We start from the raw sequence: 14615 nt of genomic DNA on the forward strand, positions 1-14615 counted from the left end.
CAGGTTGTTGAGGTGTTCTGGGTTCTATCGGATTGCGCATACTCTGGTGTCATGCTCTCAATCGGCCTGACCGGCGGGATCGCCGCCGGAAAATCCCTGGTCGCCGCGCGGCTTGCCGAACTCGGTGCCGTGCTGATCGATGCTGATGTGCTGGCCCGTGAGGTCGTGGAACCAGGCAGCGCGGGCCTAGCAGAGGTCGTGCAGGCCTTCGGCGAAGGAGTTATCGCCTCGGATGGCGGCCTGGACCGGCCCCGGTTGGGCGAGTTGATCTTCGACGATCCGCGGGCCAGAGAACGGCTCAACGCCATCGTCCATCCGCGAGTGCGTGCCCGTGCCGCGGAGCTCAGGGCATCGGCTCCGGAGGGCGCGATCGTCGTCCAGGACATCCCGCTGCTGGTCGAAACCGGTCAAGGGCCGGACTTCCATCTCGTGATCGTGGTCGACGCCCCCGAATCTTTGCAGATCTCGCGGATGACCAGCCGCCGGGGCCTCTCCGAAGCAGAGGCCCGGGGCCGTCTGGCCGCGCAGGCCGCACGGGCTGAACGGCTGGCCGCCGCCGATATCGTCATCGACAACTCTGGGACACCGGAAGCCGCACTCGAGACGGTCGAAGTCCTCTGGCAGCACCGGTTGCTGCCCTTCGCTCAGAACCTGGCCGCGGGGGAGCGCGCAGAGCGTTCCGGCCCGCCAGCGCTCGTCCCTTACTCCCCACAGTGGCCGGCCCAGGCCAGGCGCCTGGTAGCCAAAGTTCAAGCCGCAGTCGGGGGAGCTCTTCCGGTGGATCATATCGGCTCGACTTCGGTGCCGGGGCTCGATGCCAAGGATGTCATAGACCTGCAGCTGCGCGTGCCGTCGATAGCGGATGTGGATGCGCTGGCACCGAGTTTGGCCGGGGCCGGGTTTCCACGATCTCGGGGCATCCACGCGGATACCCCCAAGACCTTCGCGCCCGATCCAGAGCAGTGGCAGAAGGCCTTCCACGCCAATGCGGACCCTGGCCGTCCGGTGAATCTACACGTCCGGGTCGACGGCTCGCCCGGTGCCGATTACGCCCTGGCTTTCCGGGACTGGCTGCGCGTCGATCCGCAGGCTCGTGATTCCTATCTGGCTGAGAAACGACGTCTGGCTGAGCAGTGCGCGGCAGATCCGGATACCTCCCGATACGCCGAGGCCAAGGAGCCCTGGTTGGTTGCGGCGACCGACGAGCTCCTGGCCTGGAAAGAGCGCACCGGCTGGCGGTCGGCTTAGCCCTGAGCTGATCCGCTCCCGTGGCCTCGCTTCCTGTCGGTGCTCGGCAGTAGCCTTAAGCACATGAGTCTTGCTCAGGAGATCAACCGGGTCGTCGCGCCGTTCGAGGTTATCAGCGAATACCAGCCCGCGGGTGATCAACCCACGGCTATCGCCGAACTTGCCGAGCGCGTCGAGAACGGTGAAAAAGATGTCGTGCTGCTCGGCGCCACCGGTACCGGTAAATCCGCGACGACGGCCTGGCTCATCGAGAAGCTGCAGCGGCCCACCCTCGTGCTCGTGCAGAACAAGACCCTGGCCGCCCAGCTGGCGAATGAGTTCCGGGAGCTGCTGCCGAACAATGCCGTGGAATATTTCGTCTCCTACTACGACTACTACCAGCCCGAGGCCTATGTGCCGCAGAGCGATACCTTCATCGAGAAGGACTCCTCGGTCAACGAGGAGGTCGAAAGGCTCCGCTATTCGGCCACCAATTCTCTGCTGACCCGCCGTGATGTCGTGGTCGTCGCCACGGTCTCCTGCATCTACGGCTTGGGTACCCCGGAGGAGTACGTGGCGGGAATGGCCACGCTGCGGCAAGGGCAGCAGGTCAACCGGGACGAGCTGCTGCGCAAATTCGTCTCGATGCAGTACGTCCGCAATGACACCGATTTCCACCGGGGCACGTTCCGGGTGCGCGGCGACACCGTGGAGATCATCCCCATGTACGAGGAGCTCGCGCTCCGGATCGAATTCTTCGGCGATGAGATCGAGAAGATCTACACGCTGCACCCGCTCACCGGAGAAGTCATCCGGGAAGAGACTGAGATGTATGTCTTCCCGGCATCGCACTATGTGGCCGGCCCCGAGCGGATGGCTCAAGCCATCCGCAGCATCGAAACCGAGCTCGATGACCGGCTCAAGACGCTGGAGAAGCAGAACAAGCTCCTAGAAGCCCAGCGGCTCCGGATGCGCACCACCTATGATCTGGAAATGATGCAGCAGATGGGTTTCTGCAACGGCATCGAGAACTACTCACGGCATATCGACGGCCGTGATGTCGGTACGGCTCCGCATTGTCTGCTCGACTACTTCCCGGACGACTTCCTGCTGGTGATCGATGAATCCCATGTCACCGTGCCGCAGATCGGGGCCATGTACGAAGGCGATATGTCGCGCAAGCGCACCCTTGTGGAGCACGGTTTCCGGCTGCCCTCGGCGATGGATAACCGACCGCTGAAATGGGATGAATTCTTGGAGCGGATAGGCCAGACGGTCTACCTTTCGGCGACTCCCGGCAATTACGAGCTGGAACGCTCTGACGGGGTGGTCGAACAGATCATCCGGCCCACCGGCCTGATCGATCCCGAGGTCGTGGTCAAACCGACCAAGGGGCAGATCGATGACCTGCTCGCCGAAATCCAGCTCCGCGTGGAGCGGGATGAACGAGTTCTGGTGACCACGCTGACCAAGCGGATGGCCGAAGATCTCACCGAGTACCTGCTGGGTCACGGGATCAAGGTCCAGTACCTGCATTCGGATGTCGATACCCTCAAACGCGTGGAGCTGCTCCGGGATCTCCGGCTGGGGACCTTCGACGTCTTGGTCGGCATCAACCTGCTGCGGGAGGGTCTGGACCTGCCAGAGGTATCCCTGGTGAGCATCCTCGATGCTGATAAAGAAGGCTTCCTGCGGTCCGCCACCTCGCTCATCCAGACCATCGGCCGAGCCGCGAGGAATGTCTCCGGCCAGGTGCACATGTACGCGGATAAGGTCACCGGGGGAATGGCTAAGGCGATCGAGGAGACCAACCGGCGGCGCGCGATCCAGGCCGCTTACAACAAGGAGCACGGTGTGGATCCGACACCGCTGCGTAAGCGGATCGCCGACATCACCGATTCCCTGGCCAGGGAGGATGCGGATACCAAAGCGCTTCTGGATGCGACCGGTAAATCCGGTTCTCGCGCCAAGAAAGCCAGCGCTGAGAAGCTCCGTGCCAGTGAAGAACTGCTCCGCAGAGACGGCTTGGCCGCGGTGCCCGCCGAGGATCTGCTGGATCTGATCACCCAGCTCACCGAGCAGATGCACGCGGCGGCGGCGGACCTGCACTTCGAGCTCGCCGCAAGGCTTCGGGACGAAGTGGGCGATCTGAAGAAAGAGCTCCGCCAAATGCAGGCCGCGGGGCACGCTTGAGCGCTGCCGTTAGCGGCGATTGCTAGCGGTCTCTGATATCCTTGCAGACAGCGTAGGGGAGTATCCTTCCACACTGTGACACGACAGCACGTCAGTCCACGACGGACCGACCGGGCACAGTGGCTGTGGGTGTATGCCGCGGTGGAGAGACTTACGGTAGTCAGCTGTAACTACCTTCCGGAAGGACGTCCATGGACGCTTCACCCCTGGTCTGGACCCTCACGATCGCCGGTATCGCCGGCCTCCTGGCCTTCGACTTCTTCGCCCACGTCCGCAAAGCGCACGAGCCCACGCTCCGCGAAGCCGCGATCTGGTCATCGTTCTACGTCGGCGTCGCGGTGCTCTTCGGCTTCGCTGTGCTGATGTTCGGCGGTCATGCCAAAGGCACCGAGTACTTCGCCGGGTACATCACGGAAAAAGCACTTTCCGTCGATAACCTCTTCGTTTTCCTGATCATCATCAGCTCTTTCGCGGTGCCCCGGATACACCAGCAGAAGGTGCTACTCTTCGGCATCGTCTTCGCGCTCATCGCGCGCTCGGTCTTAATCCTCATCGGGGCGGCTCTGGTCAACAGCTTCGCCTGGATCTTCTACATTTTCGGCCTGATCCTCGTGGTCACCGCGGTCCAGCTGCTGCGCGGCAAAGACGACAGCCCGCAGAGCGCGGCGGACAACATCATGGTCCGTCTGGCCAAGCGCTTCTTCCACACCAGCGACGAATACGACGGCGATAAGCTGTTCACGGTCAAGAACGGCAAGCGGATGCTCACGCCGATGCTGCTGGTGATGATCGCAATCGGTGCCACGGACATCCTCTTCGCCTTCGATTCCATCCCGGCGATCTTCGGCCTGACCCAGGATCCCTATATCGTCTTCACGGCGACCGCGTTCTCGCTCATGGGCCTGCGCCAGCTCTACTTCCTGATCGACGGTCTGCTGGATCGCCTGGTATACCTCTCCTACGGCCTCGCGGTGATCCTCGGATTCATCGGCGTGAAACTAGTGCTACATGCCCTGCATGAGAACAATCTGTTCTTCATCAACGGCGGGCAAGGACTCTCGGTGCCGGAGATCTCCACCGAGGTCTCGCTGATCGTGATCTGTGGTGTCCTCGTGGTGACCGTTATCGCCAGCCTGCTCAGCCCGGCAGCCCGGCAGCAGCGGGAAGAGAGGCAGTTGGAAGCCGAGCGGCAGAAATCTTCGGCCGACTCAGAATAAAAAGAGTCACGAGGCAGGCTTCAGGCCATCGTCGCTCCTGGCGGCGCCCCGTGCGGTCAGCTCACGCTGCTTTCAGCCCGGGTCATCGCCAGGAGCTTCGCGAAGATCCTCTCACCATCGGCGCGCAGCCCGTCATGATGGTACTCACCGGTCTGCCAGAGCTGCAGACCCCGGACCGCTGCTGCGGTCTCCGCGGCTAAACCGTGATCGACGTAGATATCGTCAAAATAGGCGGTTGCGGCGACGGGCACCTGGGTGGCGGCCAATCGCGCAGGATCGTAGAGGGCCGGCCAGTCGGATTTACTGGCCAGGATTTCTGCGACCTCGGCGAGGGGAGCGAGTGCGGGATCCTCGGTGAAATACCAGGGCATCACGGCCTCACCGGTGAAGTGGAACTCTTCGCCGAGCGGATCCATGTCCCCGCGTTCTGCGGCGACCCTGGCGGCGGACCATCCGGAAGCCTGCCCCTGGCAGTAGATGGATTCGTGAAGCACGGCGTAGAGCGGATTCTGGGCATAGGAGACGGTATGGCCGACCTGCTCCAGGAAGGCATCGGGCAGTTGTCCCTCGACCAGTGGGAAGGCGTCTTCCAGCAGATAGGCCAGGCCGTCGATCCGGGAGTTCCCGCCGAGGTAGGAGCCGAGCATCTGGAATCGCTGCGGCGTCAGACGCTCACCGGTAGGTAGGAACTCCTCGTGCTCGGCGAGGTGCCGGGCGATTCGCGCGGCTTGCTGTTGGGCCTGCGGGTAGCGTGCGAAGAATTCACGGTTCCGCGCTGCGGTGCGTTCGAAAGTGGCCCGGTAGACCCGGTCCGGATGGCCGGCGAGCGGTGCCAACCCGGCTGTGATGAGCACTTCTCTGAGCCCTTCCGGATACCAGGAGAGGTAGCTCAGCGCGCAGAAGCCGCCGAAGCTCTGACCGAGGATGCTCCAGGGTTCGCTCTGCAGCGCCTGACGCAGGGATTCCGCGTCTGCGACAATCGCATCCGCCCGGAAATATTTGAGGTACTCCGCCTGCTTTGCGGCATCCCCGCGAGCGGGCAGGGTCTGCCTCGTCGCGGGAGTTGAGCGCCCCGTGCCGCGCTGATCGAGCAGCAGCACCCGGAAGTCCTTGAGCGCCTCGGCCACCCAGCCGCTCGGGCTATTGGGCCGATCAGCCCGCCCGCCGGGACCGCCCTGGAAATAGACGAGCCAAGGAGCATCCGGTGCCTCGGCACGTGCTACCTCCCGGGCGAAGAGCTCGATCTGCTCGCCTTCCGGATTGAGGTGGTCCAAAGGCACCAGGGCGAAGTGCTCTTGATAGACGATGCCGTCCCGTTCGACGCGTTCGCCGATCCGGTGCTGGGCCGCCACCGGCTTTTGAGGCAGGGCAGAGGACGCGGAGGGCAACAGCGGCGTAGCGTCGGAAGCAGAGGAGGTCATGCCATCGAGCTTAGCTGCGACCGAAGCGAAGCAGGTGGACCACCGCGAAGCCGGCCACATCGGAGGCGTCCAGATCTACCTCGGCCTCGATAGCCCAATCCCGGTGCCCAGCAGGGTCTTCGATGATCTGCCGGACCCGCCAACGCCGGGAATCCTCCGGCGCCTCCAGCAGGAAGAGTTCCGCTGATCTGGCCTGCGGGCCATCACCGATCCATTCGTGCTCGTCCCAATAATCACCGAGCGCATCTTTCCACCGGGCGAGGCCCCAGCCGGCTTCAGCGTCGAGCTCTCCCAGGGCTTCGAAATCATCCCGGGCGGCCAAGGTCACCCGCCGGAACAGTTCGTTGCGGACCATCACGGTAAAAGCCCTGCGGTCATCCGTCAGGGCCTCAGGCTCCGGCACTCCTGCAGCATCCTGAGTTGGGCCCGGGAGCTCAGAATCTGCCGCCGAACCGTCCGCAAGCGCATTCCATTCCTGGAGCAATGAGGAATCGGTTTGCCGGACGATCTGCCCCAGCCACGCCACGATATCCCGGAGCTCCTCTGTCAGTGCGGCCGGCGGAACCGAGTGCTGCAATGCACGGTAGGCATCACTGAGATAGCGCAGCAGCACGCCCTCGCTGCGTGCCAGCCCGTAGAACCTGACGTATTCGCCGAAGTTCATCGCCCGTTCCAGCATGTCCCGCACCACTGATTTGGGCTCGACCTCGACATCGCCGAGCCAAGGCGCAGCGGCGCGGTAGGTCTCGAACGACTGCCGCAGCAATTCGGCCTGTGGCTGCGGGTAGCTGATCTCATCCAGTGCGGCCATCCGCGCGTTGTAGTCCAGGCCGCTTTCCTTCATCTCGGCCACGGCTTCGGTGCGGGCCCGCTTGAGTTGCGCGGAGAGCACCTGACGCGGGTTCTCCAGGGTCGACTCGATGAGCGAGACCACGTTCAGGGCATAACCCGGCGCTTCCGGGTCGAAGAGCTCCAGGGCCGCGAGGGCGAAGGGGGAGAGGGGTTGGTTGAGCGCGAAATCAGCGGGCAGGGCGACGGTGAGCTGAAGCCCCGGCGCCACTGCTCCAGTACTGGACGTCTCGGCGGGAACCCGCTCGACCACACCGGAGATCAGCAACTCGCGGAGGATGCCGAGGGCCTTGCGCTGCAAGGCGAACTGGCGGCTCGGTGAGTCCCGATTCTCGGTGAGTAGTTTCCGGGCCGCCGCGACTGGATCAGCCGCATACCGGCGGGATCGTTCCAGGAGCTGCAGGAGCATCGCATGCGTCACCGTGAAGGTGGTGTTCAAGGGCTCCGGTTCGGCGCTGGTCAATCGCTCGAAGATTGGCTCGCCCCAGCTGACGAACCCTTCCGGCGGTTTCTTCTTGCTGACTTGCCGCAGCTTCTTGGCATCGTCGCCGAACTTCGCCCGGGCCTTGGCGAGTGCTTTGAGGTTCTCCACCGTGTGCTCCGGGGCCTGCACCACTACGGTGCCCGCTGAGTCGTAGCCGGCGCGGCCCGCGCGTCCGGCAATCTGGTGGAATTCCCGGGCCTGCACATGGCGGGTGCGCTGCCCATCGTATTTGCTCAGCGCGGTGAGCAGTACGGTTCGAATCGGCACATTGATGCCCACGCCCAGGGTGTCCGTACCGCAGATCACCCGGAGCAGCCCGGCCTGCGCCAGCTGTTCCACTAGGCGTCGGTACTTCGGCAGCATCCCGGCATGGTGCACTCCGATGCCGTGCCGCAGCAGGCGGCTGAGAGTCTTGCCGAAGCCCGGGGCGAAACGGAACGCGGTGCCCTCCGGGGAGATGAGAGCCTCGGCGATCTGCTGTTTCTGTTCCCGGCTGCAGATATTCAGGCTCATCAGACTCTGCGCCCGCTCGACCGCCTCGGCCTGACTGAAATGGACGATGTACACCGGGGCCTGGTGCGCGCTCAGCAGCTCTTCGATCGTCTCCTGGACAGAGGTCTGCGCATAGGAGTAGAACAGCGGGATAGGGCGCTCGGCATGCGCCACGACGGCGGTGGGCCGGCCGGTGCGCGCGGTGAGTTCTCGCTCGAAACTGGAGACATCGCCGAGGGTGGCGCTCATCAGCAGGAACTGGGCTTGCGGCAGTTCCAGCAGTGGAACCTGCCAGGCCCAGCCCCGTTCCGGATCCGCGACGTAATGGAACTCATCCATGACCACGTTGTGCACTGCGGCGGCCGGGCCTTCTCGCAAGGCGAGGTTCGCCAGGATCTCGGCGGTGCAGCAGATGATCGGAGCTTCTGCGTTGACCGATGAGTCGCCGGTGATCATACCGACGTTCTGGGCGCCGAAGATTTCGATCAAGGCGAAGAATTTCTCGGAGACCAGGGCTTTGATCGGGGCCGTGTAGTAGCTGCGCCCCTTGCGGGCGGCTTGCTCCGGGTTCTGGTAACTGCTGAGCGCTGCGAAGTGCGCCGCGATAGCGACGAGGGATTTGCCGGAGCCGGTGGGCGTCGCCAAGATGACATTCGACCCCGCTGCCAATTCCAGCACGGCTTCTTCCTGCGCCGGGTAGAGGTCGATGCCGCGTTCTGCGTTCCAGGCGAGGAAGTTCTCATACATAACGTCAGCAACAGCATCAGCGTCAGTTGTTCCGGAGGGGAGGTAGTCGAGGAGGCTCATCGTTTTCCAGAGTACCCGTGCGTACAGGGACCATGCGTACAGGAACCGTACAGCATAGGATCAAGACATGAGCGCTGCAGCTACTCCGGGGCCGGCCTCTCCGAGCTGGGACCCGGCAAAATATCTGGAATTCGCAGACTTCAGGAACCGGCCGTTCTTCGACCTGGTCTCCCGGGTGGGAGCAGCCTCCCCGCACAGAGTCGTCGATCTGGGCTGCGGCCCGGGGAACCTCACCGCTTCCCTGACTGACCGCTGGCCACAGGCGGAAGTCATGGGAGTCGATTCCTCTGCGGCGATGATCGAAGCGGCACGTCGGGACAGCGGCTCAGCGCAGAGGAAGCTGTCCTTCGAGCACGAGGACATCGTCTCCTGGTGTGCCGGCCCGGGCCTGGAAGCCAGCGATGTCGTGATCAGCAATGCGGCTTTGCAGTGGGTGTCCGAGCACCGAGAACTGCTTCCGGAATGGTTGCGGCGGTTGCGTCCGGGAGGCTGGTTCGCTTTCCAGGTGCCCGGGAACTTCGGCGGTGTCTCTCATGTCCTGATGCGTCAGCTGGCCGATTCGGCGCAGTGGCGGGACCGGCTCGCGGGAGTGCTGCGCGCCGATCCGGTAGCAGTGCCGGAGCAATATCTGGAGATTTTCCTGGATGCGGGCCTGCGCGCCGATGCCTGGGAAACCACTTACCTGCAGATGCTTCCGGGGCGGAACGCGGTATTGAACTGGGTGCGGGGTACCGCGCTGCGTCCACTGCGCGATGCCCTCGAGGCAGCGGAGGCGAAGCAGTTCGAAGCCGAATACGCTGCACTGCTCGCAGAGGCGTATCCGCCACGGGCGCAGGGCACGCTGTTCCCTTTCCGACGTCTTTTCATCGTCGGCCAGAAGCCGGCCTGAGGCACCGGGTAGCGCCTGATGGCTCACCAGCCCCGAGCGCGCCAGGCCGCTAAGTGCGGGCGCTCAGCGCCGAGCGTCGTCTCCCGCCCATGGCCCGGGTGCACGACCGTCCCATCCGGCAGTCGGTCGAAGATCCGCTGCTCGACATCGTCGATCAGGGTGCCGAAGCGCTGCGGATCGTTCTCCGTGTTGCCGACGCCGCCGGGGAAGAGCGAATCCCCGGTAAACAGCTGGGGCGGGGTGCCGGGGGCTTCGTAGAGCAGCGCGATGGATCCCGGGGTGTGCCCGCGCAATCCGATCACCTCCAGCCGGAGGCCGCCGAAGTCCAGCTGCTGGCCGTTCTCCAGAGGCACTGTGACAGGCGCTGGCATCGCGGCCGCATCGGCCTGACCGGCAAGGTGCTCGGCTCCTGTAGCCGAGAGTACCTCTGCCAGTGCCCGGACGTGATCCCAATGCGAATGCGTTGTGATCACCGCTGCCAGGCCCGGTTTTTCGGTAGAGACGCCGGGTGTGGTGCCGGCGGAGATCAGCTCCAGGATGCGCTCCGGTGCGTCGGCTGCGTCAATGAGCACCTGCGGGCCGTCCGGCAGCTGCCGGAGCAGATAGACATTGTTATCCATCGTAGAGACCGAGATCCTCCGGATCGATAGCTTCGGGAACTGCCAGATGACAGGATCGGTAGCAGACATAGTCAGAGCATATGGCACATCCGGAAATTGAGGTCTTCCGTGAGTTTTGATGCCGTTCGAAAGGCATCAAAACTCACGGAAGACCTCAAAAACCGGGTAGAAGAGATATAATTGTGTGCCGAAAGCAACTAATTTGACCGATGCGGTGACAGCCGCACCGTGGAGGAGAGATGACGGTCCAGGATCAGACTCTGGCGGATCTGGTGAGCGAAGTGTTCCGACTCTTCCGGACGATCAAGCAGGCGGCCCATGAGAACGAGGTCGAGACGCGCGGCCCCAGGCTTGCGCATATCGGCATCCTCAGCCTGCTCAGCCAGTTCGGGGAATGCCGGGCCAGTGAACTGGCGGAGCGTATCGGGGTGGGGCCGAGTGCGTTGAGTCGGCAGCTCGCCGAATTGGGTGAAGCCGGCCTGCTGGAGCGCCGTCCGGACCCCGAAGACGGCAGGGCGACTCTTATCAAGCTCTCTGCCGCGGGGCGGCGCACGCTCAGCGGAGTGCAGGCCCAGCGCTCCGAATGGATGCGCCACCGCTTGCGGGCGTGGGATGAAGCCGATGCGGAACGCGCTTTGCGTGCGGTGGGCACGCTCGCTGATGCCTTTCAGCAGCCAACGGATCAACCCGAGCAGTCGGATGAGCCCGATGGGCACCAGGAGTGGGATGAGCACGAGCGCCTCCAGTACGGGCAGGCCTCATGACGAATCGGGGCTTGGAAGTCTTGACCAGTTGGCGGCCCGACCAGCAAAGCGCAGTGCCGCCCTATGAGCAGCTGCGTCAGCTGATCGCCGCGATGGCTGCCGGGGGAGAGCTCCCGGTGGGCACCAGACTTCCCTCGGTGCGTGCGCTGGCGCAGGAGGCCAGCTTGGCGGCCAATACTGTCGCACGGGCCTTCCGGGAGCTGGAGCGCAGCGGTGTGCTGCGTACTGCCGGCCGGAAGGGCACGGTGATCGCGGCCGATGGGAATACCAGCCGGGCCCAGGTCGCGCAGGCGGCTGCGGACTTCGCCGCCGTAGTCCATGGGCAGGGAATGGCTGCCGATGAAGCGCTGGGAATCGCTGCTGCGGCACTTGCGGCGGCTGATCCCGGCTCTGCTGCTGGACCCACTGCTGGGCCTGTCGCCGGGCGGTCGTGAAATCCACTGTTCGCTGAAATCCGATACGGTTCTTGAGAGTGGAAGCTAAGCTGTTTGCGAAACAGTTTCCATTCGAAGATTTTTTCGATAAGGATATATTTGTGCCCAAATCTGCTGAAGCTGCTGTGCGTTCCACGAAGCGTTCTACCAAGCGCTCCGACAAGTCCTCGGGGAAGCCGGCTCGTCCAGAGCGACCGGCCGCCGCGGAGATCGATACGATTCCGGGGAATGAGCCAGCACTGTCCCGGCTCCTGGTCAAAGGGGCCCGGGAGCACAACCTGCGCAATATCGATCTGGTGCTGCCCAGGGATTCGATGATCGTCTTCACCGGCCTCTCCGGCTCGGGGAAGTCCTCACTGGCCTTCGACACCATTTTCGCCGAAGGTCAGCGCCGCTACGTCGAATCCTTATCGGCTTATGCCCGGCAGTTCCTCGGTCAGGTCGATAAGCCGGACGTCGACTTCATCGAAGGTCTTTCCCCCGCGGTGTCCATCGACCAGAAGTCCACCTCCAAGAATCCGCGGTCCACGGTGGGCACGATCACAGAGATCTACGACTACATGCGCCTACTCTGGGCGCGCGTGGGCCACCCGCACTGTCCGGTGTGCGGTGAGTTGGTAGCCCGGCAGACCCCGCAGCAGATCGTCGATCAGCTCCTGGAGATGCCGGAAGGTACCCGATTCCAGGTTCTGGCCCCTGTGGTCCGGGGCCGCAAGGGCGAATTCGCGGACCTTTTCAAGGAGCTCGCGGCCAAAGGCTATTCCCGGGCCAAAGTGGATGGCGAGCTGGTGCAGCTCGCCGAGGCGCCCAAACTGGCCAAGCAGTACAAGCACACCATCGAGGTCGTGATCGACCGGCTAGTGATCCGGGAGGGCCTGCGGCAGCGGCTCACCGATTCAGTGGAGACCGCGTTGCTGCTGGCAGAGGGCCGGGTGCTCGCCGAGCTCGTCGACCTCGAGGCGGAGGACGATGGTCGGATCCGCAGTTTCAGCGAGAACTTGGCCTGCCCCAATGAGCACCCGCTGGCCATCGATGAAGTAGAGCCGCGCTCCTTCTCCTTCAACAATCCCTTCGGCGCCTGCCCGGCCTGTACGGGTATCGGCACCAAGCTCGAAGTGGACGAGGAACTCGTGGTGCCGGACCCGGAATCGACCCTGGGCGGCGGCGCGATCGCTCCCTGGTCGCTCGGGACCGCGAGCTCGGAGTACTGGCTGCGGCTGCTGGGCGGTCTGGGGCAGGAACTGGGCTTCGACCTCAATACGCCCTGGCAGGCACTCCCCGCTGCAGCGCGCAAGGCCATCCTGAACGGCAAGGATCACAAGGTCACGGTGCAGTACCGCAACCGGTTCGGCCGGGAGCGCAAGTATTCCACCGGCTTCGAGGGAGTCATCCAGTACATCCACCGGAAGCACCTGGAAACGGAATCGGATCACGCCAGGGATCGGTATGAGCAGTACATGCGGCAAGTGCCGTGCCCGGAATGCGGCGGCGCCAGGCTGAACCCGGCCTCGCTTTCCGTGCTCGTCGGTGGGAAGTCCATCGCGGAGGTCTCCGCGCTGCCAATGCGCGAATGCCATCGCTTCCTGAGCACCCTGGAATTGAGCGCTCGGGAGCAGCATATCGCCGCCCAGGTGCTCAACGAGATCCAGGCCCGGCTCACCTTCCTGCTCGATGTCGGCCTGGAATACCTGAATCTGGAACGGGCCTCGGCTACGCTCTCCGGCGGGGAAGCCCAGCGGATCCGGCTGGCGACTCAGATCGGCTCCGGGTTAGTCGGCGTGCTGTACGTTCTCGACGAACCCTCGATCGGCCTGCATCAGCGCGATAACCGCCGCCTGATCGAGACCTTGACCAGGCTGCGGGATCTGGGCAATACCCTGATCGTGGTGGAGCACGACGAAGACACGATCAATGAGGCCGACTGGATCGTGGACATCGGGCCGGGTGCGGGTGCGCACGGCGGCCAGGTGGTGCACTCCGGTCCGTTGGCAGAACTGCTCGAGAACACCGGCTCGCTGACCGGCGACTATCTCTCCGGGCGCAAGAAGATCGAGACTCCTGCGGCGCGCCGTCCTATCGACAAGAAACGGGTGCTGAAAGTCGTCGGCGCGCGGGAGAACAATCTGCGCAATATCGATGCGGTCTTCCCCCTCGGCGTCTTCACTGCGGTGACCGGGGTCTCCGGCTCGGGCAAATCCACGCTCGTGAACGAGATCCTCTACAAGGTTCTGGTGAATCGTCTCAACGGCGCCAAGCAGGTGGCGGGCCGCCACACCCGGGTGGATGGCGTGGAGCAGCTCGACAAAGTGGTCCACGTCGATCAGAGCCCCATCGGCCGGACGCCGCGGTCGAATCCGGCGACGTACACCGGGGTCTTCGACCATATCCGCAAGCTCTTCGCGCAGGCACCGGAGTCGAAGGTGCGCGGTTACCAGCCGGGCCGCTTCTCCTTCAATGTCAAAGGCGGCCGCTGCGAGGCCTGTTCCGGTGACGGCACGCTGAAGATCGAGATGAACTTCCTACCGGATGTCTACGTGCCCTGCGAAGTCTGCCACGGAGCCCGATACAACCGGGAGACCCTGGAAGTGCACTACAAGGGCAAGACCATCGCCGACGTCCTCCAGATGCCGATCGAGGAGGCCGCCGAGTTCTTCGAGGCCTTCGCCCCGATCGCCCGGCACCTGCGGACCTTGGTGGATGTCGGTCTGGGGTATGTGCGGCTCGGCCAACCCGCGACGACGCTCTCCGGCGGTGAAGCGCAGCGGGTCAAGCTGGCCTCGGAGCTGCAGAAGCGCTCCGGCGGGAAGAACGTCTACGTCCTTGACGAGCCCACGACAGGCCTGCACTTCGAAGATATCCGCAAGCTCCTCCTGGTCCTCCAAGGCTTGGTGGACAAGGGGAACACGGTCATCACGATCGAGCACAATCTGGATGTGATCAAGAGCGTCGACTGGGTCATCGACCTGGGCCCGGACGGTGGATCCGGCGGCGGTCAGATCATCGCCGCGGGCACTCCGGAGCAGGTGGCACAGTCCGAGGAGAGCCATACCGCGACCTTCCTGCGAGAAGTTCTCTGAGGCGAAGAGCGCCGGACTGCTGCAGACCTTGAATATTCCCGATATGGAATGAGTGTTCTGCGCACGCGCCGGTGCATGAGAAACTAGGGCAGTGATGATCCAGTGATGATGGCTGCCGGGCCGGCCAGTTCAGCAAACCAA

At 63.9% G+C, this 14615-nt stretch carries 10 protein-coding genes; 7 read left to right on the top strand and 3 right to left on the bottom strand.

Annotated elements, in window-relative coordinates; all coding sequences use genetic code 11:
* Positions 1-51: 51 nt before the first annotated feature.
* From coaE to C501_RS0108465, 3 genes are all read left to right on the top strand, one after another.
* The gene (gene coaE, locus C501_RS0108455; RefSeq protein ID WP_018135192.1) at positions 52-1248 is read left to right on the top strand and encodes a dephospho-CoA kinase; all 1197 of its coding nucleotides are present in this window, start codon (positions 52-54) and stop codon (positions 1246-1248) included.
* Positions 1249-1311: 63 nt separating this feature from the next.
* Entirely contained in the window at positions 1312-3420 is a 2109-nt protein-coding gene (gene uvrB, locus C501_RS0108460; protein ID WP_018135193.1) for an excinuclease ABC subunit UvrB, read from the top strand.
* Between the two features lie 191 nt (positions 3421-3611).
* Positions 3612-4637, top strand: coding sequence for a TerC family protein (locus tag C501_RS0108465; protein WP_018135194.1), 1026 nt, complete (start codon positions 3612-3614; stop codon positions 4635-4637).
* A 56-nt stretch (positions 4638-4693) separates the two neighbouring features.
* Here C501_RS0108465 and C501_RS0108470 read toward each other — a convergent pair whose 3' ends face one another.
* Entirely contained in the window at positions 4694-6058 is a 1365-nt protein-coding gene (locus C501_RS0108470; protein ID WP_051064511.1) for an alpha/beta fold hydrolase, read from the bottom strand.
* 10 nt (positions 6059-6068) lie between these two features.
* On the bottom strand, positions 6069-8690 hold the full coding sequence (locus C501_RS0108475) for a DEAD/DEAH box helicase (protein ID WP_026174756.1): 2622 nt from the start codon (positions 8688-8690) through the stop codon (positions 6069-6071).
* A 67-nt stretch (positions 8691-8757) separates the two neighbouring features.
* On the opposite strand from C501_RS0108475, the gene C501_RS0108480 reads away from it, so the two are divergent.
* A complete protein-coding gene (locus tag C501_RS0108480) occupies positions 8758-9579 on the top strand; it encodes a trans-aconitate 2-methyltransferase (RefSeq protein WP_018135197.1) in 822 nt (273 codons plus the stop codon).
* Positions 9580-9602: 23 nt separating this feature from the next.
* Here C501_RS0108480 and C501_RS0108485 read toward each other — a convergent pair whose 3' ends face one another.
* On the bottom strand, positions 9603-10268 hold the full coding sequence (locus C501_RS0108485; protein WP_018135198.1) for an MBL fold metallo-hydrolase: 666 nt from the start codon (positions 10266-10268) through the stop codon (positions 9603-9605).
* 170 nt (positions 10269-10438) lie between these two features.
* On the opposite strand from C501_RS0108485, the gene C501_RS0108490 reads away from it, so the two are divergent.
* From C501_RS0108490 to uvrA, 3 genes are all read left to right on the top strand, one after another.
* On the top strand, positions 10439-10963 hold the full coding sequence (locus tag C501_RS0108490) for a MarR family winged helix-turn-helix transcriptional regulator (protein ID WP_018135199.1): 525 nt from the start codon (positions 10439-10441) through the stop codon (positions 10961-10963).
* Positions 10960-11397 (top strand): GntR family transcriptional regulator, encoded by a 438-nt coding sequence (locus C501_RS12930; protein WP_018135200.1) that lies wholly within the window; start codon positions 10960-10962, stop codon positions 11395-11397. Before C501_RS0108490 ends, C501_RS12930 begins: the two co-directional genes overlap by 4 nt.
* Before the next feature lie 209 nt (positions 11398-11606).
* Entirely contained in the window at positions 11607-14474 is a 2868-nt protein-coding gene (gene uvrA, locus C501_RS0108500) for an excinuclease ABC subunit UvrA (RefSeq protein ID WP_043568677.1), read from the top strand.
* Positions 14475-14615 lie beyond the last annotated feature (141 nt).

Source organism: Acaricomes phytoseiuli DSM 14247, from assembly GCF_000376245.1.
GTDB classification, from domain to species: Bacteria; Actinomycetota; Actinomycetes; order Actinomycetales; family Micrococcaceae; genus Renibacterium; species Renibacterium phytoseiuli.

Coding starts and splice junctions, on each gene's coding strand:
- coaE (WP_018135192.1), top strand. CDS start 52: ATGCTCTCAATCGGCCTGACCGGCGGGATCGCCGCCGGAAAATCCCTG.
- uvrB (WP_018135193.1), top strand. CDS start 1,312: ATGAGTCTTGCTCAGGAGATCAACCGGGTCGTCGCGCCGTTCGAGGTT.
- C501_RS0108465 (WP_018135194.1), top strand. CDS start 3,612: ATGGACGCTTCACCCCTGGTCTGGACCCTCACGATCGCCGGTATCGCC.
- C501_RS0108470 (WP_051064511.1), bottom strand. CDS start 6,058: ATGACCTCCTCTGCTTCCGACGCTACGCCGCTGTTGCCCTCCGCGTCC.
- C501_RS0108475 (WP_026174756.1), bottom strand. CDS start 8,690: ATGAGCCTCCTCGACTACCTCCCCTCCGGAACAACTGACGCTGATGCT.
- C501_RS0108480 (WP_018135197.1), top strand. CDS start 8,758: ATGAGCGCTGCAGCTACTCCGGGGCCGGCCTCTCCGAGCTGGGACCCG.
- C501_RS0108485 (WP_018135198.1), bottom strand. CDS start 10,268: ATGTCTGCTACCGATCCTGTCATCTGGCAGTTCCCGAAGCTATCGATC.
- C501_RS0108490 (WP_018135199.1), top strand. CDS start 10,439: ATGACGGTCCAGGATCAGACTCTGGCGGATCTGGTGAGCGAAGTGTTC.
- C501_RS12930 (WP_018135200.1), top strand. CDS start 10,960: ATGACGAATCGGGGCTTGGAAGTCTTGACCAGTTGGCGGCCCGACCAG.